General features: G+C 44.2%; 24 protein-coding genes and 2 riboswitches. Of the genes, 17 read left to right on the plus strand and 7 right to left on the minus strand.

Annotated elements, in window-relative coordinates; all coding sequences use genetic code 11:
• Nucleotides 1-59: 59 nt before the first annotated feature.
• The 8 genes from EYS05_RS15305 (at nucleotide 60) to putP (ending at nucleotide 9,799) form a co-directional block, all read left to right on the plus strand.
• Nucleotides 60-1,019 (plus strand): M14 family metallopeptidase, encoded by a 960-nt coding sequence (locus EYS05_RS15305; RefSeq protein ID WP_138277495.1) that lies wholly within the window; start codon nucleotides 60-62, stop codon nucleotides 1,017-1,019.
• A gap of 284 nt (nucleotides 1,020-1,303) precedes the next feature.
• Nucleotides 1,304-1,492: riboswitch (cobalamin riboswitch) on the plus strand.
• A gap of 181 nt (nucleotides 1,493-1,673) precedes the next feature.
• Nucleotides 1,674-2,612 carry a nickel ABC transporter permease gene (nikB, locus tag EYS05_RS15310; RefSeq protein ID WP_118513550.1) on the plus strand — a complete coding sequence of 313 codons (939 nt, stop codon included), beginning with the start codon at nucleotides 1,674-1,676 and terminating at the stop codon, nucleotides 2,610-2,612.
• Nucleotides 2,613-3,440 (plus strand): nickel transporter permease, encoded by an 828-nt coding sequence (nikC, locus tag EYS05_RS15315; RefSeq protein WP_118368730.1) that lies wholly within the window; start codon nucleotides 2,613-2,615, stop codon nucleotides 3,438-3,440. It abuts the gene before it with no gap.
• A gap of 60 nt (nucleotides 3,441-3,500) precedes the next feature.
• The gene (locus EYS05_RS15320; protein WP_118368731.1) at nucleotides 3,501-5,069 is read left to right on the plus strand and encodes an ABC transporter substrate-binding protein; all 1,569 of its coding nucleotides are present in this window, start codon (nucleotides 3,501-3,503) and stop codon (nucleotides 5,067-5,069) included.
• A 14-nt stretch (nucleotides 5,070-5,083) separates the two neighbouring features.
• Complete coding sequence (locus tag EYS05_RS15325; protein ID WP_118368732.1) at nucleotides 5,084-5,869, plus strand: ABC transporter ATP-binding protein; 786 nt, start codon at nucleotides 5,084-5,086, stop codon at nucleotides 5,867-5,869.
• Complete coding sequence (locus tag EYS05_RS15330) at nucleotides 5,862-6,827, plus strand: ABC transporter ATP-binding protein (protein ID WP_118368733.1); 966 nt, start codon at nucleotides 5,862-5,864, stop codon at nucleotides 6,825-6,827. The genes EYS05_RS15325 and EYS05_RS15330 overlap by 8 nt, the downstream gene beginning before the upstream one ends.
• 18 nt (nucleotides 6,828-6,845) lie before the next feature.
• Nucleotides 6,846-8,093: a sugar ABC transporter substrate-binding protein gene (locus EYS05_RS15335; RefSeq protein WP_118368734.1), complete on the plus strand. Its 1,248-nt coding sequence runs from the start codon at nucleotides 6,846-6,848 to the stop codon at nucleotides 8,091-8,093.
• A 173-nt stretch (nucleotides 8,094-8,266) separates the two neighbouring features.
• Nucleotides 8,267-9,799 (plus strand): sodium/proline symporter PutP, encoded by a 1,533-nt coding sequence (gene putP / locus EYS05_RS15340; RefSeq protein ID WP_118368735.1) that lies wholly within the window; start codon nucleotides 8,267-8,269, stop codon nucleotides 9,797-9,799.
• Between the two features lie 89 nt (nucleotides 9,800-9,888).
• Here the strand turns inward: putP and folK are convergent, their stop codons facing one another.
• From folK to EYS05_RS15370, 6 genes are all read right to left on the minus strand, one after another.
• Entirely contained in the window at nucleotides 9,889-10,719 is an 831-nt protein-coding gene (gene folK, locus EYS05_RS15345) for a 2-amino-4-hydroxy-6-hydroxymethyldihydropteridine diphosphokinase (protein ID WP_118368736.1), read from the minus strand.
• Nucleotides 10,720-10,728: 9 nt separating this feature from the next.
• Nucleotides 10,729-11,535 carry a dihydropteroate synthase gene (folP, locus tag EYS05_RS15350; protein WP_118368737.1) on the minus strand — a complete coding sequence of 269 codons (807 nt, stop codon included), beginning with the start codon at nucleotides 11,533-11,535 and terminating at the stop codon, nucleotides 10,729-10,731.
• Between the two features lie 11 nt (nucleotides 11,536-11,546).
• Entirely contained in the window at nucleotides 11,547-12,023 is a 477-nt protein-coding gene (locus tag EYS05_RS15355; RefSeq protein ID WP_118368738.1) for an HD domain-containing protein, read from the minus strand.
• Nucleotides 12,023-12,580, minus strand: a complete 558-nt coding sequence (gene folE / locus EYS05_RS15360; protein WP_118368739.1) for a GTP cyclohydrolase I FolE — start codon at nucleotides 12,578-12,580, stop codon at nucleotides 12,023-12,025. The genes EYS05_RS15355 and folE overlap by 1 nt, the downstream gene beginning before the upstream one ends.
• Before the next feature lie 144 nt (nucleotides 12,581-12,724).
• Nucleotides 12,725-12,821, minus strand: a riboswitch (THF riboswitch).
• Nucleotides 12,822-13,041: 220 nt separating this feature from the next.
• Entirely contained in the window at nucleotides 13,042-13,317 is a 276-nt protein-coding gene (locus tag EYS05_RS15365; protein WP_118368740.1) for a hypothetical protein, read from the minus strand.
• A complete protein-coding gene (locus EYS05_RS15370) occupies nucleotides 13,314-13,670 on the minus strand; it encodes a hypothetical protein (RefSeq protein WP_118368741.1) in 357 nt (118 codons plus the stop codon). Before EYS05_RS15370 ends, EYS05_RS15365 begins: the two co-directional genes overlap by 4 nt.
• A gap of 106 nt (nucleotides 13,671-13,776) precedes the next feature.
• Here EYS05_RS15370 and EYS05_RS17815 point away from each other — a divergent pair, with 106 nt between their 5' ends.
• A complete protein-coding gene (locus tag EYS05_RS17815) occupies nucleotides 13,777-13,911 on the plus strand; it encodes a hypothetical protein (RefSeq protein ID WP_255638896.1) in 135 nt (44 codons plus the stop codon).
• A 19-nt stretch (nucleotides 13,912-13,930) separates the two neighbouring features.
• On the opposite strand, the gene EYS05_RS15375 is transcribed toward EYS05_RS17815, so the two are convergent.
• Nucleotides 13,931-14,230: a hypothetical protein gene (locus tag EYS05_RS15375; RefSeq protein ID WP_118368742.1), complete on the minus strand. Its 300-nt coding sequence runs from the start codon at nucleotides 14,228-14,230 to the stop codon at nucleotides 13,931-13,933.
• Between the two features lie 174 nt (nucleotides 14,231-14,404).
• Here EYS05_RS15375 and EYS05_RS15380 point away from each other — a divergent pair, with 174 nt between their 5' ends.
• The 8 genes from EYS05_RS15380 to EYS05_RS15415 all read left to right on the plus strand — a co-directional run bounded on the left by EYS05_RS15380 (nucleotide 14,405) and on the right by EYS05_RS15415 (nucleotide 24,787).
• Nucleotides 14,405-15,673, plus strand: a complete 1,269-nt coding sequence (locus EYS05_RS15380; RefSeq protein WP_118368743.1) for a cell wall hydrolase — start codon at nucleotides 14,405-14,407, stop codon at nucleotides 15,671-15,673.
• Between the two features lie 77 nt (nucleotides 15,674-15,750).
• Nucleotides 15,751-16,230, plus strand: a complete 480-nt coding sequence (rnhA, locus tag EYS05_RS15385) for a ribonuclease HI (protein ID WP_118368744.1) — start codon at nucleotides 15,751-15,753, stop codon at nucleotides 16,228-16,230.
• 529 nt (nucleotides 16,231-16,759) lie between these two features.
• Complete coding sequence (tyrS, locus tag EYS05_RS15390; RefSeq protein ID WP_015524942.1) at nucleotides 16,760-17,986, plus strand: tyrosine--tRNA ligase; 1,227 nt, start codon at nucleotides 16,760-16,762, stop codon at nucleotides 17,984-17,986.
• 86 nt (nucleotides 17,987-18,072) lie between these two features.
• Nucleotides 18,073-20,715: an alanine--tRNA ligase gene (gene alaS, locus EYS05_RS15395; protein WP_118368745.1), complete on the plus strand. Its 2,643-nt coding sequence runs from the start codon at nucleotides 18,073-18,075 to the stop codon at nucleotides 20,713-20,715.
• A 165-nt stretch (nucleotides 20,716-20,880) separates the two neighbouring features.
• Complete coding sequence (rpsU, locus tag EYS05_RS15400; RefSeq protein WP_004222305.1) at nucleotides 20,881-21,057, plus strand: 30S ribosomal protein S21; 177 nt, start codon at nucleotides 20,881-20,883, stop codon at nucleotides 21,055-21,057.
• An 80-nt stretch (nucleotides 21,058-21,137) separates the two neighbouring features.
• The gene (gene cls / locus EYS05_RS15405) at nucleotides 21,138-22,712 is read left to right on the plus strand and encodes a cardiolipin synthase (RefSeq protein WP_118368746.1); all 1,575 of its coding nucleotides are present in this window, start codon (nucleotides 21,138-21,140) and stop codon (nucleotides 22,710-22,712) included.
• A gap of 101 nt (nucleotides 22,713-22,813) precedes the next feature.
• Nucleotides 22,814-24,241, plus strand: coding sequence for a tRNA (N6-isopentenyl adenosine(37)-C2)-methylthiotransferase MiaB (gene miaB, locus EYS05_RS15410; RefSeq protein WP_118368747.1), 1,428 nt, complete (start codon nucleotides 22,814-22,816; stop codon nucleotides 24,239-24,241).
• A gap of 234 nt (nucleotides 24,242-24,475) precedes the next feature.
• Nucleotides 24,476-24,787 (plus strand): metal-sensing transcriptional repressor, encoded by a 312-nt coding sequence (locus EYS05_RS15415; RefSeq protein WP_118368760.1) that lies wholly within the window; start codon nucleotides 24,476-24,478, stop codon nucleotides 24,785-24,787.
• Nucleotides 24,788-24,812 lie beyond the last annotated feature (25 nt).

The following is a 24,812-nucleotide window of genomic DNA, read 5'->3' on the forward strand; positions in this document are numbered from 1 at the left end:
GCATGATATACTTATCGTCAAAAGTGCGGAAATATAAAAAAGGAAAAGGGAAACAACCAATGATCAAAATTGATGACTGGGTGATTGAAAAAGGAGAGAAGGCACAGGGGAAAATTAAGATCACAGGATACGGCATAGCAATGCCGGCAACTGTGATATGCGGAGTGGAAGACGGACCGACGGTCCTGATCACGGCAGGAATACACAGTGCGGAGTATGTGGGAATCCAGGCAGCAATGGAACTTGCAAAAGAATTTCAGCCGGAAGAACTGAAGGGAAATGTGATCATCGTTCCACTGGTCAACGTCAGCGGCTTTGAGCATCGCACCATGAGTCTGGTCTATGAGGATGGCAAGAACCTGAACCGCGTTTTCCCCGGAGATCCTGAGGGAACAGCTGCAGATCGTATTGCCTATACTATAGTGACGAAACTTTTTTCTATAGCAGATTATTATATCGACCTGCACAGCGGAGATGGGTTCGAACAACTTCATCCCTATGTTTATTATGTAGGGGTTGTAGATGAAAAAACAGCAGAGAAGTCATTGCATATGGCACGGCATATCGGCGTAAAATATGTAGTCCGTTCCACAACCGCCACAGGTGGCGCCTATAATTATGCTTCTTCTCTTGGAATTCCAAGTATTCTTATCGAAAGAGGCGGACACAGCTACTGGACCTGGGAGGAAGTAGAACAGGATAAAAGAGACGTCCGTCACCTTGTTTTTCATCTCCAGGGAAAGACGTGTCATGGTCTGAAGCATTACCGTCAGATGCTTCTTGAAAATGTAGTCTATGAATATGCGCCGTATACCGGATGCTGGTATCCATCCAAGAAGCCTGGAGAGTACTTCTTTAAGGGAGAAGAACTGGGTGAATTGAGAGATTACTATGGAAATTTACTTTACACGTCTATTGCAACTGAAAACGGAGTCGTACTTTATCAGACAGCCAGCCTGAATATCATTGAAGACGGACCGATGATCGCATATGCGGCGATCACAGATACTCTGACCTGATAGTAAACAGACTTTTCAGAACGCTTCTGTCTGAAATCATATTGAAACAGTAAGAAAACCGGGTTTTACCATTTGCTATTCTATTTGTAAAAACAGCGAGGTAAAATCCGTGTTTTTTTAGCAGATCAAATAAATTTAATTGTCAAATCCCCAATGGGGGATATATACAATTCAAGCATCTTTAACAAAATTTATGAGTTTTCAAAAAATATAACATTTTTCCATAGACATAAACTATAGTTTTATCGTATAATATTTAGGTAATTTAACAGCATTTGCTGATTTTCACATCAGCCGTTGTAAGTTCCGAGAGGATTAATAGGGAAACCGGTGTAAATCCGGTACGATCCCGTCACTGTAAGGGGGAATCCTCAGACAAAATACCACTGGTCGAGTGCGTGAGAAATAGACCGGGAAGGTGCCTGAGGGTAAGGATCCTAAGTCAGGAGACCTGCTTGCAATTGTTTTAAAATGATTCTTACGGAAGATAGGAAGCATATTTTTTTATGTGCCCGTATTTCATCGCGGGCTTTTTTCGTGCAAATTTCTAAAATTCCATGCATGTTCTGCATAATAAGAATCCAGTAGTTTTTTTATCTAACTCAATTAAAACGGCAATGTTAAAATCGCATCAAATGAGGAAAGGAGTAAAACGTGACAAAGAAACAAATAGGAAAAAGATTTCTCCAGATCATCATTGTATTATTTGGAATCAGCTTTTTCACATTTGGACTGACCTACCTGTCACCTGGTGATCCTGCGGAGATCATGCTGACAGAATGTGGTAATCTTCCGACACCGGAGCTTCTGGAACAGACAAGACATGAGCTTGGCCTTGATCAGCCCTTTCTCGTGCAGTATGGTTCCTGGCTGAAGGGTGTTGTTACAGGAGATATGGGACAGTCCTATTCTTTCAAAATGCCGGTAACGGATAAACTGGTATCTTGTTTCTGGCCGACGCTGAGGATGTCTTTGCTGGCACTTTTGATGATGGTCATTATTTCCATACCGCTTGGAATCCTGGCCGCTGTATATCAGAACAAATTCCCGGATTATTTTGTGAGAGGAATTACCTTTGTGGGAGTATCTGTTCCAAGCTTCTGGCTGGGCCTGATCCTTCTCAGTATCTTTGGTGTTCAGCTTCGCTGGATCAATGTAGCAGGAGGAAGTACGGATTTCAAGTCTATGATCCTTCCGGCACTGACTCTTGCACTTGCCATGTCTGCGAAATATACCCGCCAGGTAAGAAGTGCGGTGCTGGAGGAGCTTCACCAGGATTATGTGACCGGTGCAAGAATGCGTGGAATCAAAGAAAGCGTGATCCTTTGGAAACACGTTCTTCCTAATGTAATGCTTCCGCTGGTAACACTGCTGGGTCTTTCCCTTGGAAGCCTCCTTGGAGGTACCGCAGTTGTAGAGATCATTTACAACTGGCCTGGTATGGGAAATATGGCAGTAAAGGCAATTTCCTGTCGTGACTATCCTCTTGTACAGGGCTATGTACTCTGGATCGCGATCCTGTACATGTGCATCAACCTGCTTGTGGATCTGTCCTACACTTATCTCGATCCAAGACTTAAGGAGGATAGATAATTGAAAAAGGTATTACGAGTATTTAAAGAAAATAAACAGTTCACTCTTTTCTTCATTCTGGGCCTGGTGGTAATTGGCGTTGCGATCTTCGCACCGCAGCTTGCGCCATATGATCCGCTGAATGCAGTTATGACTGAATCACTGCAGGAGCCGAGTTCCGCTCATCCGTTCGGAACGGATAAACTTGGACGAGATCTTCTTTCCCGTGTTATTTTCGGAACAAGAACTTCCCTGATCATGACATTATGTCTGGTTGCGGTGATTTTTGTGATCGGTACATTTTTAGGAGTTATTGCCGGATATTTCGGTGGCGTTGTGGACGCGGTGATCATGCGTATCGCAGATATGATGATCTCTTTCCCCGGCCTTGTACTGGCCATCGCCATTGCCGGTATGCTGGGACCAAACCTGGTAAATGCCGTTATCTCCATCGCGGCTGTAAGCTGGACGAAGTATGCCCGCCTTGCAAGAAGTATGGTTTTGAAAGTCAAGAAGAGTCTTTATATAGAAGCTGCAGTGGTAAACGGAACAAAGACCTGGAAAATTCTTCTTGTACACGTTCTTCCGAACATGGTAACCCAGATGGTGGTAACTGCGGCAGCAGATATCGGAACCATGATGCTGGAGCTGGCTTCTCTTTCTTTCCTGGGATTTGGTGCAACTGCGCCGACACCGGAGTGGGGACTGATGCTGAATGAAGGAAGAACTTACATGGCAAAAGCGCCATGGCTTATGATCTACCCTGGTATTGCGATCGTGATCTGTGTTGTTGTTTTCAATATGCTTGGAGACAGCATCCGTGATGTACTGGATCCGCGCCAGGATTAAAAAACGTTTCTGTAACAAACCAACACCAATAATCAGTATATTTATCTTTAGGAGGATGAAATGAGAAATAACGTAGTTAAAAAAGTGCTGGCTGCTACACTTGCATGTATGATGACTTTTTCTATGACAACAGTGGCTCAGGCAAAGGGCGATAAGAGCAGTGATAAGGAAATCACGATTGGAGTAACAAGCTTTGCAGATACACTTGAGCCGACAGAGCAGTATTTCAGCTGGGTTGTATCCCGTTATGCGATCGGTGAGTGCCTTACAAAATTCGATGAGAACGGTGATATCGTTCCATGTCTTGCAGAAGAGTGGGACAACAGTGAAGATGGAAAAACATGGACATTCAAGATCCGTGAGGGTGTAAAATTCTCCAACGGCGATGATATGACACCGGAGATGGTAAAAGCTTCCATCGAGCGTACAGCTGAGAAGAGCGACCGTGTTCCGGAGTTCTTTGACCTTGATAGTATTGAAGTTGACGGACAGAACCTGATCTTCCACCTGAACAGAGCAAACGCAAACATGGCCGGATGCCTTGCAGACCCGCTGTTTCTGATCGTTGATACAAATGTTGATGATTCCACATTTGCAATGGAAGGACCGATCTGTACAGGACCTTATGCAGTAGAGTCTTTCAGCCCGACAGACTCCTGCGTTGTAGTAAAGAATGAGAACTATTGGGATGGCGAAGTTCCGCTTGACAGAGTTACTCTGAAATGTGTCGATGACCAGACAACACGTTCCATGGCTCTTCAGACAGGCGAGATCGATATCGCTTACAACCTGAAAACAGAGAACCTGGTTGAGTTTGAGGGAAATGACAATTACGACATCCAGGAGCTTCAGTCTCTTCGTTCTACTTATGCATTCATGAACCAGAATGAGGATCATGCACTCAGCGACAAGGCACTTCGTCAGGCACTTCTCCGTGGACTTGACAAAGAGACATACTGCAACACTCTTCTTGAGGGTGGTGCAACAGCTGGTAAAGCACCGGTTCCGCCAACACTTGACTTTGGATTTGATGATCTCAACGATGAAAACTCTTACGATCCGGACAGCGCTAAAAAGATCCTCGAGGATGCTGGATACAAAGATGTTGATGGCGACGGATATGTAGAGACTCCGGACGGAGATCCGCTTGTTCTTGATTTTGTTATCTACACAAGCCGTGCAGAGCTTGGTGTATACGCACAGGCAGCACAGGCCAGCCTGAAAGAGATCGGTATCAACGTAAACCTGAATACAGTAAGTTATGAGACACTTCTTGACATGAGAGATTCCGGACAGTATGACCTTCTTATCTGGAACGTACTGGTTGCCAACACCGGTGACCCGGAGAACTACTTAAGAGAGAACTGGTACAGCTCTTCTGCAAACAACACTGCAGGATATAACAATCCGGATGTAGATAAGCTTCTTGATGAGCTTGCTCAGACATTTGATGAGGATAAGAGAAAAGATCTCATCGTTGACATCCAGCAGGATATCATGGACGATGCAGCAACTGTATTCTTCGGATATGAGACAACTTACCTCTTCTCCAATAAGAAGGTAACTGGCGTTAAGATGTATCCGATGGACTACTACTGGCTGACAAAGGATATCACTCTTGCCGAGTAAAGGAGCGTTTATTTATGCTTGAAATCAAGGATCTTTCCGTTCAGTACGGAAAGCAGGCACCTATCATTGAGCATTTCAATCTTTCCATGAAGAAAGGTGAGATCATCAGTGTAGTAGGAGAGAGTGGAAGTGGAAAAACAACTGTTATCCGTGCTGTTCTCGGCGCACTTGCCGGGGGCGGCCGGGTAAGTGCCGGTGATATCCAGTTCAACGGAAAATCTCTGCTTTCCAATACAAAGGATGAATGGAGAAAATTAAGAGGTACCCGTATTTCCATGATCTTCCAGGACTGCGGTGGAACCTTAAACCCGATTCGTAAGATCGGCAGTCAGTATGTGGAATATATTTGCACACATACCGATGTATCCAAAGCGGAAGCATGGAAAAAAGGATGCTCCATGCTTCAGAAAATGCGTCTTCCTGATGCAGAAAACATTATGAAAAGCTATCCGCACCAGCTTTCCGGTGGTATGCGCCAGCGAGTTGGTATTGCCATGGCTATGACATTTAACCCGGAACTTCTTCTGGCAGATGAGCCGACCAGTGCTCTGGACGTTACTACACAGGCTCAGATCGTACGCCAGATGATGGAACTCCGTGATGATTTCGGAACGGGTATCATCATCGTTACCCATAACATCGGTGTTGCAGCCTATATGGCTGACCAGCTGGTAGTTATGCAGCATGGAAAAGTTGTGGATCAGGGAACCCGTGATGAAGTTATGAATCACCCGACCAGTGACTATACTAAGAAACTGCTGGCTGCAGTGCCGGAAATGGAGGGACAGCGTTATGTTTAATGAATCTGATATCGTACTTAGTGCGAAGCATATCGTAAAGCAGTTCCCGGCTTCCGGCGGCAGAACCTTAACAGCCTGCAACGATGTAAACTTAAATGTATATAAAGGAAAAACTCTGGGAATCGTAGGAGAGAGTGGCTGCGGTAAATCAACATTTGTCCGTATGGTCATTTCCCTTGACAAGCCGACCAGCGGTGAGATCCTTTACCATGGAAAAAATCTTGCAGATCTTTCCAAAAAGGAAACCTGGCTGAACCGTCAGAACATGCAGATGGTATTCCAGGATCCGCTTGCTTCTTTTGATCCGAAAATGAAGATCGTGGACATTCTTACAGAGCCACTGATCAATTATGGGAAACTGAAAAAAAGTGAAAAAGAAGCCAAGGCCAGAGAACTTCTGGAGATGGTAGAGCTTCCTGGAGATTTTGTAGACCGTTATCCCCATAACATGAGTGGTGGTCAGAGACAGCGTATCAGTATTGCACGTGCACTTTCTCTGGAACCGGAGATTCTGGTATGTGATGAGGCTACCTCTGCACTGGATGTTTCTGTACAGGAATCCGTGATCCAGCTTCTTGTGCGCCTTCAGAAAGAAAAGAATATCAGTATGCTGTTTATCTGTCATGACCTGGCGCTGATTCGTTCTTTTGCTCATCAGATTGCAGTTATGTATCTTGGAAATATTGTAGAGGTAATTCCTGGGGAGGATGTTGCGAAAAACTCTCTCCATCCGTATACACAGGCACTTCTGGGAGCACAGTTTTCCATTCATATGGATCAGCACAAAAAGATCGAGAGTATTGAGAGTGAGGCACCAAGTCCTCTGGACGTTCCTCACGGATGCCCGTTCCAGAACCGCTGTGAGCATTGCATGGAAAAATGTAAAACAACAAGGCCTGTACTTAAGGAAATGGAAGCAGGACATGAAGTTGCCTGCCATTATGTAACTGAGAAATAAAGAAAGGCAAAAAACAGTATGACATTTAAAAACTTAAAAATATTAGGCATTCTGCTGTTGATGCTTGCTGTTTTTGCTGTCAGCGGAAAAAAAGTTTCTGCTGCTGTGGAAGACGGAGATCTTCAGTATACGATCGGTGTTGTAGTATATAATCAGGATAGCCCGGAAATGAACATGTTTATGAGCTATTACAGGGATTATATCCAGCAGGGATTCCCAGTGAAGTTCTATTTTTCAGGAAGCATTAATTCCGCAGAGGATGAGATTGATTTCATTCGTGCAATGAAACTGCAGGGCGTAAGCGGAATCATCTCCTTCTATGGTCAGGATATTCAGAAGATTGTAGAAGCCTGCGATGAAGAAGAGATGTACTATGTTCTTGGTTCCGGAAGCATCAGCGATAAAGATTATGAGCAGATAAAAACAAGCCAGTATTTCCTCGGAAGTGTGGGCCCGGATGCAAAGGCTGATTATGAGGCCGGTTATAATATGGCTGAGTATTTTGCAGATACAGATACAAATAATTACCTCATACCGTCAGGCGGTGCTTCTAAGGGGAACTATATGCATCTCCAGAGAACCATCGGTGTTCTGGAAGGACTGGCTGAAAAAGAAGGTCTGACCTATTCCGAAGATGTGGAAAAACTTGCTGCATCGGAGGAAACAACGGTTGTAGATGCCGGTAAAGATGATATCACCATTACCATCTGTCCTGGATATATGACAGACCCAAAAGGAATCAATAACCTGAAACATGCTTTTGTAGATGGAGATTATGATGCGGTTTTCTGTACTTTCAATGTTGATGAGATCATGAAACTCATTACATCAAAAGAAGAGGAGCAGGGGTCTAACATCAAGGTTGGAGCAGTTGACTGCTTCTCCATGGAAAACCATGATGAGATCAATGATGAGGATTCTTTTGGAAATCCTAAGATTGATTACATTGCCGGAAAATATGCATCCATGGGAGGCCCTGCTTTTGCGATCCTGTATAACGCAATGTCCGGTCATCCGGAGGCAAACACTGACGATACAGATTACAACACAGTTCGTCTGTATCAGGGATTCTGGAATGCATCGGATAAAGATACTTTCAACGAGCTTTACGGATATACACAGGATATTTACGAAAATGCATACAGCTGTGCAGATCTGATGGAAGTGATCAAAGTTTACAATACAGACACCACACCGGAGGCTCTGAAAGTACTGACAGAAGCATATACAGTAGAAGACGTAGAGAAACGTATCGAAGAAAATTAAACAGAAATGTTGAAAAGAGCTGAGCTTGTTTATCGGGTTCAGCCCTTTTTCTTGTTATTTATACAATTTTATACAGAAAATATGTGAAAAATCCCAAAATACCCTTTACTTTCTTAAGTTAATATAATAATATCTATAAATATGTGAAAACATACATGGAAGGGAGAGAAACAATGACAACAGCACATATTTGTATAATGGCAGCCATTATCGTCTATCTGGGTGCAATGATCTTTGTAGGTTATCTGTGCTCCAAGAACAATAATGACAGTTCTGACTTCTATCTTGGAGGCCGAAAGCTTGGACCACTTGTAACAGCTATGAGTGCAGAGGCTTCTGACATGAGCAGCTGGCTTCTGATGGGCCTGCCTGGACTTGCTTATCTTACCGGTATTGCAGATGCAGGCTGGACAGCCATTGGCCTTGCGATTGGAACTTACATAAACTGGAGGATCGTGGCAAAAAGAATCCGCCGCTACACACATGTGGCAGGAAATTCCATTACATTGCCATCCTTTTTCAGTAATCGTTACAGAGATGAGAAAAAGATCCTGCAGTCTATCGGAGCGATTTTTATCGTGATCTTTTTTATTCCGTATACAGCTTCCGGATTTGCAGCCTGTGGTAAACTTTTTGCAAGTCTCTTCGGTGTAAAATATCTGCCGGCTATGATCATCAGTGCACTGGTCATCGTTGGATACACCACACTGGGAGGATTCCTGGCAGCATCTACCACGGACTTTATCCAGAGTATCATCATGTCCATCGCTCTTGTGATCGTATTTGTATTCGGGATCAACACAGCAGGTGGTATTGAAGCAGTTGCAGACCATGCAAGATCATTGCCCGGATATCTGACTATGTTTACTACATATGATCCGACAACCGGAACAGAACAGGCATATCCACTGCTTAATATTATTTCCATGCTTGCATGGGGACTTGGATATTTCGGAATGCCGCATATTCTTCTTCGTTTCATGGCAATCGAAGACGAAGAGAAGCTTACACTTTCCAGAAGAGTAGCAACTATATGGGTAGTGATCTCACTGGCAGTGGCAGTACTGATCGGTGTGGTAGGACTTGGAATGACAGCAGCAGGAGAGTTTGCCCTTCTGGAAGGTTCCGCATCTGAGACAATTATCGTTCAGATCGCAGATCTTCTCAGTAAACATGGTGTAATTGCAGCAATCCTTGCAGGACTCATCCTTGCAGGAATCCTTGCATCCACCATGTCAACTGCAGATTCTCAGCTCCTGGCAGCATCCTCAGCAGTTTCTTCCGACCTTCTCGGAAGCATCCTGAAGGATAAAGAAACAAAAAAAGAAAGCATGGCAGCCGATAAGATCACGCTTCTTCTCATTGCAGTAGTAGCCATGTTTATTGCCCGCGACCCGAACAGTTCTGTGTTTACTATCGTATCCTTTGCCTGGGCAGGCTTCGGAGCCGTATTCGGTCCGGTGGTGCTTCTGGCATTATTCTGGAGACGTTCCAACTGGCAGGGAGCCCTGGCAGGAATGATCTGCGGCGGTTCCATGGTATTCATCTGGAAATACGGAATCAGCAAACTGGGCGGCGCCTGGGGAATCTATGAACTTCTTCCCGCTTTTCTGGTAGCCATCGCAGCAAATATCATCGTCAGCCTTATTACTAAGGCACCATCCAAAGAGATCACCGACGAATTCGACCTGGTAAACCGTAAATAAAATTTTTTCAATAGCTTATATACATATTAGACAAGCCCGATACAGATTGTAGTAAAGAATCTGTATCGGGCTTGTCTTAACAAATAAAGTTACACCGCCAAAGTTTTTTCCTCAAGTTTTTTTAGCAACTGCTCCATTGTTAAATTCAACACCGGATGCCGAAGATACGGTGCGATCTCCACCATAGGCTTCAGCACAAAATCCCTGTTTTCCATATCAATATGAGGCACATGCAGTTCCACTGTATCAATGATCTCATTATCGTAAAACAGAATATCCAGATCCAGTGTCCTTGGTCCCCAGTGAATGATCCTTTTTCGGTCCGCAGCCTGTTCCAGCACATGCAGCCTGTCAAGAAGCTCCTCCGGAGAAAGCAGCGTCCGGACTCTTAAGGCTCCATTGAGAAACTCATCCTGCTCCACATCCCCGTAAGGCTCCGTTACAAGATACTCTGAAACCTTTTCAACAACAATCTCTTTCATATCTCGAAGCCCCTGGATCGCATTGTCCAGATATTTCTTCTTATCTCCCATATTGGAACCAAAAGCAATATAAGCTGTATGCCAGCCTCGGGTAATTTCCACAGCAACAGTTTTCAGTGGAAGTCTTACCGGAGCCCAGGGCTTTTCAATACGAAGGGTGACCTTTTTTAACAATGGGAGAGAAAGCAGCAGCATCTCTGCCAGATTTTCCACTGCAGCCTCCAGAAGTTTATAAGTATTTTTCTGAAGAAAATCGGTGATCATATGACTGACTTCCCCATAATTGATAGAAGCAGAAAGATCATCTGTCAGCCCTGCCGGACGTGTTTCTGTATACATAACAGCAGAAACAACAAATTTCTGTCCGAGAGCTGTTTCCTCCGGAAACACACCATGGTTTGCAAAAATTTCAAGATCTCTGATTTCGATTTTATCCATCAGTTCCTCCTAGCGCCCAAGAATAGCTTCTGTCATCTGGATGACACGTTTATTTTCTTTGATGTCATGAACACGGACAAATGCACACCCCTTCATAACACCGATCACCGATGTGGCAAGGGTTCCCTCTACACGCTGGTCTACAGGAAGATCAAGTGCAAGTCCGATCATGGATTTTCTGGAGGTGCCAAGAAGCACCGGATATCCCAGCTTTCGGAAAAGCTCCAGATTATCCATGGTCATCAGGTTCATCTCATATGTTTTGCCAAATCCGACACCCGGATCAAGGATGATCTTATCATCAGCAATACCTGCACGTTTGGCGATATTGACACATTCCTGGGTTTCTGCCAGCATATCCACAATAAAATTATTGTATTCGGTATTGTCTTTGTTATGCATCAGACAGCAGGGAGCCTGATATCTGGCAATGACAGGAGCCATTTCAGGATCATATTTCAGTCCCCAGATGTCATTGATAAGATCTGCTCCGTGTTTCAGGGCTTCCTCCGCAACACATCCCTTATAAGTATCTACAGAGATGGGGATATCGAAACGCCCTTTTACTGCTTCGATAACAGGAAGAACACGCTCGATCTCCTCCTGTGCACCAACCGGTGTATGCCCCGGACGTGTGGATTCCCCACCGATATCCAGAATATCAGCACCTTCGGCGATCATAGCTTCTGTATGTTTCAGGGCATGATCCATATCATTCCATTTTCCGCCATCTGAGAAAGAATCCGGTGTGACATTTAAGATACCCATAATATATGTTTTATTTTCTACATCAAACTCACGATTTCCGATTTTCATGGAAAAACCTCCTAATATTGGATCGTCATATTTTTTTTGGCAGGAGACCAGTAACATTCCGGCTCTGCTTTACAGGAAAAACAGTTTCTGGAGCTTTTGTCCGCAGTATAAAGCAGTTTTCCAAGAACTGTCTGATCCGTCTGAGCTCTGTGACCACGTATTGCCGAAACGATCACTTCGATTTCTTCCATAGAAAATCCAAGCTCATTTAAGATCTGTCCGGCAATAGCAGCGCCGGCCTCATCATGAGGCGTACCATCTTCATACTGTCTGGCCCGTCCGATATCGTGAAGAAGAGCAGTACAGTAGATCAGTTCCTTTGAAACAGGAGCATTTTCCTCAAGTGCTCTGATATAGGCAAGGCGTGCCACATCCAAAAAATGCTCCGGTGTATGTCTGCAGAATTCACGGTCAGCTTCCAGCAACTGAAGCTTATTAAGCTCATTCTGATAGAGCGGATGATTCCAGATCTGATTTACTCTGTCCATCAGTCCTTAACCATAGCAAGGAACTGTTTCTGGAGCTCCATATTTTCTTTGAATTCACCTCTGGTGACAGTCGTAACCGTTTTGCTTCCCGGCTTTTTGATTCCACGCATGGTCATGCAGGTATGCTCCGCTTCCAGCATAACCATGATTCCCTTTGGAGCGAGGACACGTTCCAGCGCATCTGCGATCTGCACAGTCAGACGTTCCTGGATCTGCGGTCTTCTTGCGTACACATCAACGGTACGGGCCAGCTTGCTTAAGCCGGTAACCTTGCCATTTGGGATATATGCGATATGAGCTTTTCCGTAAAAAGGCATAAGATGATGTTCACACATGGAATAAAAGGTAATATCCTTTTCCAGAACCATTTCATTGTTCTCTACATGAAACTGTTTCTGAAGATGTTCATCCGCTTCATTATCAAGTCCGCCATAAATTTCCTCGCACATACGGGCGATACGTTCCGGAGTTCCCTGCAGTCCCTCTCTGTCTACATCTTCGCCGATTCCTTCGAGAAGAAGCTTGATCGCCTCTTCAACTTTTGCTTTGTCTACCATAAATAACAACCTCCATTTGTTAAAAAAATCACGTTTTTCGGAGACTGTCTCTTTTATTTTTGCGCATAAAAAAAGATATCTCCAATTGTAATAGAACGTATGTCGAAAAAGCCCTACACAATATGAGATATTCTCTTATATTGCTGCAACGGGTGCGGATCTCATACCGTAAGACGTACTTTTCGTTCTGGCGACAACTCCCCATTCGCCAAACACTTGACGCATAAAATCCTATTTTGCATATCATTCATTTCATGGACAAGTATACCATATACTGATATAAGAAGAAAGGGAAAATGATAAAAAAATATCACAAAAATAGGGAATATGTTCTATGAATTATGCGATAGAATCTATAGATATGTCAGATTTTTGCAGATTATATTCCGGCAAATATAAAAAGAATTATAAAGTGGAAAATCCCGGAACAGAAAAAATGCTGTTCCGGGATCGCAGAGCTGTTAATGACGTATCATTTTCATCAGATTCACAATTCTGTCAAGCTTAGCTACCTCTGTTGAACTTTTCCCCATTTTAAGAACTTCTATGATAGTGGAGATCTCATCAGAGCTGAAATTTAAGCCCGCATTTTTTCCTTTAGAAGCTGCACCCATGATAAATGGCAGAAGTTCGGACGGATTTTTCCCCAATCCCTGATCTGCCAGACCCTGAAGCATTGAAAGCTTCTGAGGGTCCATTCCGGAAAGCCGGGGATTATTTTTCCAATCATCACTCATGGATTCTCACCTCCTGACGAATCTTCATTCATGATCCGAAGCATCTGGATCGTAGCCATAAGACTGGTGATATGATCGATCTGACGGCGATTTTCTCCGCCACAGCACTTACGGATATCCTGCAGCATTTCCAGAGGATCGGTTCCGGAAAAACCGGTAGCCTGCAGATCGGCTGTTTTACGGCTACTTTGAAAAAGTGACATGGTATTCCATAGTTCCTGGACTTTCGTATACACAGATAAAAACTGCTGCCCTGAAGAAGGAAGGTACGGGATCATAGCCTTCAGCATCTGATTCTGGTCACTTTCCACCATTTCATCCAGAGCAGTACGTGCGATAGGCTCCTGTTCCATAAAAAAGTCCTTTTTCCTGAAATCTATGAATTTGCAGAAAGAAATATGACAGAAACCTTCCCTGGTCATATTATATATAGAAGAAATTTTTCAAAGGAATGCGGTTATGGAATCTGAAAAAAAACAGAAACTTGTCATTGATGGAAATTCTTTTTATGAGATAGATCTGAAATGTCTGGAAGAGAAAAAAAAGAAACAGGAGGAGGCAGAAAAACGGCAGCAGAAAAGGCAGAGGAAATGACCTCTGCCTTTTCAAAAGATCAGCAGCAATTGTTGCAGCCGCATCCATTTCCGCACAAAAGCAGAAGAAGGATGATGATCCAGCAGCTGTCGTTGCAGCCGTTGTTATTGCAGCCACAGCCATTGTTGTTTCCGCAGCAACACATCAGACAGATGATCCAAAGGATACAGGAGCAGCTGTTTCCACCGTTTCCAAACAGGGAAGTTCCGCAGTTATTATTACAGCCACAGTTATTGTTACATCCACATCCCGTGCTGCATCCGGAATCACATCCACATCCACAATCACATCCACAATTGGTAGCCGCTAAGTCACTCATCGATAAGTCCTCCAGCAAATTTTATTTACACTTCATCATATGGCAGGAGTCCGTCCACAGTTACAAAAAAGTTGACAGTGTTTATTCATTACGATATAATAAACGAAATGTAACAATTTTGTAATTTTTGAGACGAACTAGCTTTTATATCTAAAACAGGAGATGGGGAAAATTATGAAGAGTTTCAGAACAAAAAAATGGCTGAAGGGTCTGATGCTTGCCATGCTGATGATCGTGGGAAGCACAGTCTTTTCTGCTTCTGCAAAAGAGGTACAGGCTGCCACTGCAGGCTTTAAAACTATCGGTGGAAAAACATACTACATAAAAAGTGACGGGAGCAAGCAGAAAGGCTGGATGACCCTGGGCGGATACAAGTACTACTTTAACACAAAGACCGGAGTACAGGTAAAGGGCTGGATGAAGGTCAATGGCAAATATACATACTATTTTACAAAAGGCAAGGGTGTTATGGCAACCGGCTGGATGACAGATTCCAAAGGCCATAAGCGTTATTTCAATCCCAAAACAGGTAAGCTTACCACAGGCTGGATAAACTGCAGCAATGGAAGAAAGCGTTATTTCACAAAAGGCGGAGGCATTATGGCAACCGGCTGGCTCACCAACAGCAAAGGGCAGAAACGTTATTTTTACAAAACTTCCGGTTATATGGCGACCAAATGGGTAAAAAACAAATCCAAAAATATCAGCTACTATTTTGCTCCTGATACCGGTTATATGTGCACCGGTCTGAAAACCATCGATCAGAAAAAATATTATTTTAAATCCAACGGTGTCATGGCAGTAAGTACCTCCGTGACAGTGAATGGAATTACATACTCCATCGCAGCAAACGGAGTGGCCACTGCGAAGACTACCAAACCAAATGTAAATGTCAGCAATGGAAATGTCAAAGTTTACGATACCAAAAACAGCAGATATTACACTATGGTAAAAGAATATAAGAGCCATCCCGGAATAGTCAACGGCAAGACATCCGATGAAGCACTGTTGGCCGCACTTTGTGAATCAGAGGCAGGAGATCAGGGCAAGATTGGAATGGAAGCAGTAGCACTTTGTGTTCTGAATCGTACGATCAAATCAGACAGAGAATTTCCGTCTACGATCCGCGGTGTGATCTATGAGAATATCGGAAGCAGTACAACTCCGCAGTATTCTGTAGTGAGGAACGGTGCCCTTCTTAAACGACTCAATGGTCAGTTCGAGAACCGTACTCTTGCCTATCAGGCTGCAAGGGAAGCCATGACTATTTTCAATAAACATGTTACTTCCGGCAAAGCCAGAACACTCAGCGGATTTAAACAGAAAGATTTTAATTATATGTATTTCATGATGACCAGCTATTTCTGGAACCAGAATCTGAATTTCAGCAAAGTGAAATATGAAACTTATAAAGGCCATACATTTTTTGTAGACTGGGTATAAACAACATAGTTTCCGGCAGTAAACTTTGAACAAACAGGCGTATGGACATAAAATCAAAAATTTAAGGAGAATCAAATATGCAGGTAAAAATCTACACTGATGGTGCAGCCCGGGGAAATCCGGACGGACCGGGAGGCTACGGAGCGGTTCTTCAGTATATTGATACCAAAGGTCAGTTACATGAACGTGAGCTATCCAGAGGATACAAAAAAACTACAAACAACCGGATGGAGTTAATGGCAGCTATCGTAGCGCTGGAAGCACTGAACCGTCCCTGCCAGGTGGATCTGTATTCCGATTCCAAGTATCTGGTAGATGCTTTTAATCAGCACTGGATCGATTCCTGGCTGAAGAAAAACTGGAAACGTGGAAAAAACGAAGATGTGAAGAACGTAGATCTCTGGAAACGCCTTTTAAAGGCCAAGGAGCAGCATCAGGTAAGCTTCCACTGGGTTAAGGGACATGCGGATAATCCGTTAAATGAACGGTGTGATCAGCTTGCCACATCAGCGGCAGACGGCAATGACCTTTACGTAGATGAGGGAATAAATGGCTAACAGAAATTGAGAACGGAGTGAATAGTAATATTCTGCCACTTTAAGTTGTCAAAGCAATATTAAAATTTCTTGACAAACAAAAAAGCAGTTTGTATACTTCATATAGTATAGTAAAAGGCTTGGAAGGGAAGAAGTAGCTTGAGGAAAGCCCCACAGAGAGCAGCCGGCAGGTGAGAGGCGCAGGGTAGAACTTCTGTGAATACATCCCGGAGCTGCGCACCGAATCGGGATTTGATACTGTAAATTATAAATTTTATAGTAATAACGTATTATAGATAGGCTGCGACGGAATGGCACCCGTTATTGTGCTGAAGTGGTTTTATATCTTGATATATATGGATATAATGGGATGTAAATTCACTTTATGAGGCAGGAAATGCGAGTTTTCTGTAAATTTAGGTGGTAACGCGGGACCCGGTTCTCGTCCTAAACGGACAGGAACCGGGCATTTTTATTTTTTACGCTGATACTGTAAATTATAAATTTTAATAAAAGCGTAAACATAAAAGCTATACAGGAGGAAAGAACAATGACAGTTTGGGAAGAACTGAAAGCACGTGGCCTGATCGCACAGGTTACAGACGAAGATGAGATCAAAGAGATGGTAAATAACGGGAAAGCCACATTCTATATCGGCTTTGACCCTACAGCAGACAGCCTTCATGTAGGTCACTTCATGGCTCTTTGCCTGATGAAAAGGCTGCAGATGGCAGGAAACCGTCCGATCGCCCTTCTTGGCGGCGGAACAGGAATGATCGGTGACCCGTCCGGAAGGACCGATATGCGCCAGATGCTGACAAAAGAAACCATCCAGCACAATATTGACTGCTTCAAGCAGCAGATGAGCCGTTTCATCGATTTCTCTGATGGAAAAGCTCTTATGGTAAACAATGCTGACTGGCTTATGAACCTTAACTATGTAGAGCTTCTCCGTGAGGTAGGCGCTCACTTTTCCGTAAACCGTATGCTGACAGCAGAGTGCTACAAACAGCGTATGGAGCGAGGCTTAAGCTTCCTGGAATTTAACTACATGATCATGCAGAGCTACGACTTCTACATGCTGTACCAGAAATATGGCTGCAACATGCAGTTCGGTGGCGATGACCAGTGGAGCAATATGCTTGGCGGTACTGAGCTGATCCGCCGTAAGCTTGGCAAGGATGCCTATGCCATGACCATCACACTGCTTCTCAATTCTGAGGGCAAAAAAATGGGAAAAACACAGTCCGGAGCTGTATGGCTTGATCCGAATAAGACATCCCCGTTCGATTTCTACCAGTACTGGAGAAATGTAGACGATGCTGACGTTATCAAATGTATGCGTCTTCTTACCTTCCTTCCTCTTGAGGAGATCGACGAGATGGCCAAATGGGAAGGCAGCGAGCTGAACAAAGCCAAGGAGATCCTTGCATACCAGCTGACAGAGCTTGTACACGGTGAGGAGGAAGCCAAGAAAGCACAGGAGGGTGCCCGCGCACTGTTCTCAGGTGCAGATACTTCTCATATGCCTACAACAGAGCTTTCAGAGGAAGATTTTGACGAGGAAGGAAAAATCGACCTGATCACACTTCTTGTAAAAGCAGAGCTGGTACCAAGCCGTTCCGAGGGTCGCCGTGCGATCCAGCAGGGTGGTGTATCCATCGATGGTGAGAAGCTCACCGACATTTACCACACGGTTGAGAAGGATGCTTTTGCAGGGGACGGGATCGTTCTGAAACGAGGCAAGAAAAAATTCAAAAAAATCTGTGTAAAATAATTTCCCATATCTGTGACATTTCCGGGATAAAGCTACCGCATTCCGGAAATGCTGACAGGTAGGGTTGACACAAGGAGGATAACAACATGAAAAAGTACGGAGTGAACGAACTTCGTAAGATGTTCCTTGACTTTATGGAAAGCAAGGGCCATCTTGTAATGAAAAGCTTTTCCCTGGTTCCTCAGGGAGATAAGAGTCTTCTGCTGATCAACGCAGGTATGGCTCCGCTGAAACCATATTTTACAGGTGCTGAGAAGCCGCCAAGAACAAGAGTGACAACCTGCCAGAAATGTATCCGTACCGGAGATATCGAGAACGTAGGTAAAACCGCACGTCACGGTACTTTCTTTGAAATGCTTGGTAACTTTTCTTTTGGTGATTACTTCAAGAGAGAAGCCATCCACTGGTCCTGGGAGTTTCTTACAGAGGTTGTAGGACTTGATGCAGACCGTCTCTACCCATCCATTTACCAGGATGATGATGAAGCCTTCGATATCTGGAACAAAGAGGTAGGGATTCCGTCTGAACGTATTTTCCGTTTCGGAAAAGAAGATAATTTCTGGGAGCATGGAGCAGGTCCGTGTGGTCCATGTTCTGAGATCTATTATGACCGCGGAGAGAAATACGGCTGCGGCAAACCCGGATGCACGGTAGGCTGCGACTGCGACCGTTACATGGAAGTATGGAACAACGTTTTCACACAGTTCGAGAACGATGGAAACGGAAACTACACAACCCTGAAACAGAAAAACATCGATACCGGTATGGGACTTGAGCGTCTTGCTGTAGTTGTTCAGGATGTAGATTCTATTTTTGATGTAGATACAATTTGTGCACTCCGTAATCTTGTATGCGAGATCGCACATAAAGAATATGAGAAAAACTACGCAGATGATGTTTCCATCCGTCTGATCACGGACCATATCCGTTCCGCAACATTTATGATCTCCGATGGAATCATGCCTACCAATGAGGGACGTGGATATGTTCTCCGTCGTCTGATCCGCCGTGCAGCACGTCATGGACGTCTTCTCGGTATTGAGGGGACTTTCCTTGCCAAATTAAGTGCACAGGTAATTGAGAGCTCCAAAGCCGGATATCCGGAGCTTGAGGAGAAGAAAGAGTTCATCTTCCGTGTACTCACAAATGAGGAGAATCAGTTCAACAAAACTATCGATCAGGGACTTCGCATCCTTTCCGACATGGAAGAGGATATGAAAAAAGCAGGTGAAAAGACTCTTTCCGGTGACAACGCATTCAAGCTTTATGATACGTACGGATTCCCTCTTGACCTTACAAAAGAGATTCTTGAGGAGAAAGGCTACGGCATTGACGAGGAAGGCTTCCAGAAGGCAATGGAAGAGCAGAGGGTCAAGGCACGTACTGCTCGTGAAGTAACCAACTATATGGGTGCAGACGCAACCGTATACGATGATATCGATGTAAACGTAACAACAGAATTCGTCGGCTACGATCATCTTACCTTTGATTCCAAGGTTACTGTCCTTACCACAGAAACAGAAATCGTAGATTCTCTCACAGAGGGACAGAAGGGTACCGTATTTGTAGAGCAGACTCCTTTCTATGCAACAATGGGCGGACAGGAAGGTGATACCGGTGTGATCGAGACTGCAAACGGTAAATTTGTTGTTGAGGACACCATCAAACTCCGCGGTGGCAAATTCGGTCATGTAGGACATATGGAATCCGGTATGATTTCCTCAGGTGAGACAGTATCCCTGCAGGTAAACGAAGAAGCAAGAAAAGATACCGAGAAAAACCACAGTGCAACACATCTTCTTCAGAAAGCACTGAAAACTGTTCTTGGTTCCCACGTAGAGCAGAAGGGTTCTCTGGTAACTCCGGACAGACTTCGTTTTGACTTTGCTCATTTCCAGGCAATGACAGCAGAAGAGATCCAGGCAACAGAAGATATTGTAAACAAAGAGATCCAGGCAGGTCTTGATGTCCATACCGATGTCATGGATGTGGAAGAAGCAAAGAAATCCGGAGCAATGGCTCTCTTTGGTGAGAAATATGACCAGAAGGTACGTGTAGTATCCATGGGAGACTTTTCCAAAGAGCTCTGTGGTGGTACTCATGTAAAGAATACAAGCTCCATCATGCTCTTTAAGATCGTTTCCGAATCCGGTATCGCAGCTGGTGTACGCCGTATTGAGGCACTTACCGGCAAAGCAGTTATCGAATATTACAGAAAGCAGGAAGAGCTTCTCCATGAGGCTGCAAAAGCATTAAAGGCCAATACAGCCGAGGTTGTAGAAAAGATCAGCCACCTGCAGGCTGAGGTAAAGGCTCTTCAGAGCGAAAATGAATCCCTCAAGAGCAAAGCTGCCCAGAGTGCACTTGGCGATGTCATGGATAAAGTCGTTGAAGTAAACGGCGTAAAACTCCTTGCAGCCAAAGTTGAAGGCGTTGACATGAACGGTCTCAGAGACCTGGGTGATAAACTGAAAGAGCAGCTTGGTGAAGGTGTTGTCCTTCTTGCAGCAGTAAACGACGGCAAGGTTAATCTTCTTGCAATGGCAACGGATGCAGCTCAGAAAGCAGGCGCTCATGCAGGAAACCTGATCAAAGCAGTGGCAGCGATCGTTGGCGGTGGCGGCGGCGGACGTCCGAACATGGCACAGGCCGGCGGAAAGAATCCGGAAAAGGCTCAGGAAGCTATGGACGCAGCAGCAGGAATCCTTGAAAAACAGCTCACAAAATAACAAAGTTGCGCGTGATTTACAGTTTTGACATTTTTTTCATAAAAATCGAAAAAGATGTTGACGAAAGCACTTGTTATGCTATATAATAACACTCGTGCAAGAAAAATACCCAGACAGTTGTATTTTAGCACAATCTACAACTGGAGGGAGGTTAGGTGTGAGTCTATGTCAAACGTTATCGTAAAAGAGAACGAGACTTTAGATAGCGCTCTTCGCAGATTCAAGAGAAGCTGTGCTAAGGCGGGAATCCAGCAGGAAATCCGTAAGAGAGAGCATTACGAGAAGCCAAGCGTTCGTCGTAAGAAAAAATCTGAAGCCGCAAGAAAACGTAAATATAATTAATTGTGCGCAAAAATCCCTGGCTGTATGGTCAGGGATTTTTAATTAAATAGAAACAGGAACGTTTGACGAAGGAAAGAAATATGAATTTGTTTATTAAACTGATTATCAAACCATTGCGATCGCTCCTTAAATTATTATTTAATCGAATTTTTTATGTAGCTCTGGCTCTTGTTGTACAGCTGGCGTGGCTGCTGATCGCCCTTTTCCGGCTTATGGAATACTCCAGATGGGTGACGATCGGAATGCAGGCCATAGGTTTTCTGGTTGTTCTGTGGATCGTAAATAAAAAGATCAATCCATCCTATAAGCTCGCCTGGACGATGCTGATCCTTATTTTTCCGGTATTTGGTGTTTCCCTGTACCTTCTTTTCGGTAAATCAAGGATCGGTACTGTGATGGAACAGCATTATCAGAATCTTATTGATGAAACTGCAGAATACTTGGAAGGCTCAGAGCTCACAAGAAAACGTTTAAACGAAGACGACCGTTCCATGAGAATCCAGTCGGATTATATCTGGCAATATTCCAGATATCCGGTTCACGAGAATACCACAGCAGAGTATTTCCAGGTAGGAGATGATATGTTTCCGGTTCTGGTGCATGAACTGGAGCAGGCAAAGCATTTTATTTTTATCGAATATTTCATCATAAATGACGGGGTAATGTGGCAGACGATCCTTAATATCCTTGAAAAAAAGGCTAAAGAAGGAGTGGATGTCCGATTGATCTATGACGGCTTCGGCTGCCTTACCACATTGCCATACAAGTATGATCAGGAGATGCGCCAGCGGGGGATCAAATGCGAAGTATTCAACCGATTCCGTCCGATTCTTAATATTATCCAGAATAACCGTGACCACCGTAAGATCTGTGTGATCGATGGCTGGACCGGTTTTACCGGCGGCATCAACCTGGCTGACGAATATATCAATCAGCGAAAACGGTTTGGCCACTGGAAGGATACAGCCGTTATGCTGAAAGGAGAAGGCGTCTGGAATATGACAGCTATGTTCCTGTATATGTGGGGAATCGTTACCAGAACAGATACTTCTCTTGATTTCGGAAATTATGTTCCGCACAGGTGGCACCCCAACGAATTTCCGGGAAGCGGTTATGTCCAGCCATTTTGCGATTCCCCCCTGGACGATGAGATCGTAGGAGAGAACGTTTATCTTAATATTATCAATCGCGCCAAAAACTATGTTTATATCTGCACGCCATATCTGATCATAGATAATGAGATGATGACCGCCCTGTGCCTCGCTGCAAAAAGCGGTGTAGATGTCCGGATCATGACACCAGGCATCCCGGACAAAAAAATGGTCTTCCTGCTGACACAGTCTTATTATAAACAGCTTCTGGAAGCAGGTGTAAAGATCTACGAATACCAGCCGGGATTCTTACATGCAAAATCTTTTGTCTGCGATGACAAAGTAGGCGTCGTAGGAACCATAAATCTGGATTACCGAAGCCTTTATCTACATTTTGAAGATGGTGTCTGGATGTATAAGAATGATGTGATCCTGGACATTCGGGATGATTTTACAGAAACCCTGGAGTACTGTGATCCCATTGATCTGGCATTCTGCCAGAAGAGAAATATTGTGGTACGTGCCATTCAGAACGTACTGAGAGTTTTTGCACCGCTATTATAAAAACTCTTTGACAGACAACTGTAAATTCTGTATGATATATCAGACGGGAGTTAAATGCTCCCGTCTGATATTGTCTAAAGAAAAATAATTTATAGATACATATGAAATTTTTAGTTATTGGAGGAATTGATTTGAGCCAGAACAAAGAAACAGAGATCCAGCTTCAGTACATTGAAAAATGTAAAGAGCTTCTTGCCAAAAGCAGTACGAAACGTCCCACCTTCCACATCCAGAACGAAGGATGCCAGATGAACTCCATTCAGACAGAGTCTATTGCGGCCATCATGGAAAAAATGGGATATGAAATGGTCGATACCGAGGATGCCGATGCAGTTGTATTTAACACCTGCACAGTCCGGGAAAATGCCAATCAGAAGATTTATGGACATCTTGGACATTTAAAGCGCATCAAACGAGATCACCCGGATATGAAGATCGTACTGTTCGGATGTATGATGCAGGAACATCACGTAGTGGAAAAGATCCGCAAGGATTATAAATATGTAAATCTTGTATTCGGAACCCATAATATCCACAAATTCCCGGAGCTTTTTTACCGGACGCTGCAGACCGACGACCAGATCATTGATATCTGGAAGGAATCCGATGAGATCGTAGAGGGCATGCCAACTTCCCGCAAATACTCCTTCAAAACAGGAGTCAGCGTAATGTTTGGCTGCAATAACTTCTGCAGCTACTGCATCGTTCCTTATGTCCGTGGCCGCGAAAAGAGCCGCGAGCCACAGGCCATCATCCGCGAGATCGAAGAACTGGTGGCAGATGGCGTTACTGAGATCATGCTTCTTGGTCAGAATGTAAACTCCTACGGAAAAACTCTGGAAACACCGGTGACCTTTGCAGAACTTCTGAAAGAGGTGGAAAAGATCGAAGGGCTGAAGCGTATCCGTTTTATGACTTCACATCCGAAGGATCTTTCCGACGAACTGATCCAGACCATGGCAGAGAGCCAGAAGATCTGTCACCATCTGCATCTTCCGCTGCAGTCCGGAAGCAGCAGAGTCTTAAAAGAAATGAACCGCCGTTACGACAAGGAGAAATATCTGGAACTGGTAGATAAGATTCGTAAGGCAATCCCGGATATTTCACTGACAACAGATATCATGGTCGGATTTCCGGGAGAAACAGAAGAAGATTTCCAGGAAACACTGGATGTTGTAAGAAAAGCAAATTACGATACCGCCTTCACATTTATTTATTCCAAACGAAGCGGAACCCCTGCTGCCGGCATGGAAAATCAGGTACCGGAGGATGTGGTAAAAGACCGTTTCAGTCGTCTTCTTACTCTGGTACAGGAAAAGGGCCGGGAAAATTCCTCCCGTTTCCAGGGAAGCGTACAGGAAATCCTGGTAGAAGATGAAAACCGGGAGAAGGGCACTCTTACTGGCCGTACCCAGCATAATCTTCTGGTTCATTTCCCGGGAGAAAAAGATCTCATCGGCAAATATGTAAAAGTAAGCCTGGATACCTGCAAGGGATTCTATTATTTCGGACATATCGTGGAAGAGTAAAATTATGGACAAGTCCCCACCCACTGCTTATTGCTTTTCGCAACCCCGTTGGGGACTTACCTGATTCAGTTAAATATAAGTTTATATTGCCCGCTCATTGCCAATATCGGATGAGCGGGCTTTTTTATTATGAAAAATACTGTTTTCTATTGACAAATACCCTATGAGGGTATATATTGTTCCATATAAAGAGGATACCCCATTAGGGTATTTATGAGAAAGGAGAGACAGCTTATGTCTGAAAAGAAAGTCTGTCCCTGCTGCTGTGAAAAACACACTGCACGTTCAGAAGAGGAGAAAAAAAAGCTGATCAACCGTCTGAAACGTATTGAAGGCCAGATCAGAGGCATTATAGGAATGATGGAGAATGATGCCTACTGTAATGATATCTTAATCCAGTCTGCCGCAGTCAATGCTGCAGTCAATGCGTTCAACAAAGAGCTGCTTGCCAGCCACATCCGCACCTGCGTTGCCCGAGATATCCGGGAAGGTAAGGATGAGACCATTGATGAGCTGGTAGCAACCCTCCAGAAGCTGATGAAATAAAGGGATAAACTGGATTTTAGGAGGT

The organism is Blautia sp. SC05B48 (assembly GCF_005848555.1).
Lineage (GTDB): Bacteria > Bacillota > Clostridia > Lachnospirales > Lachnospiraceae > Blautia_A.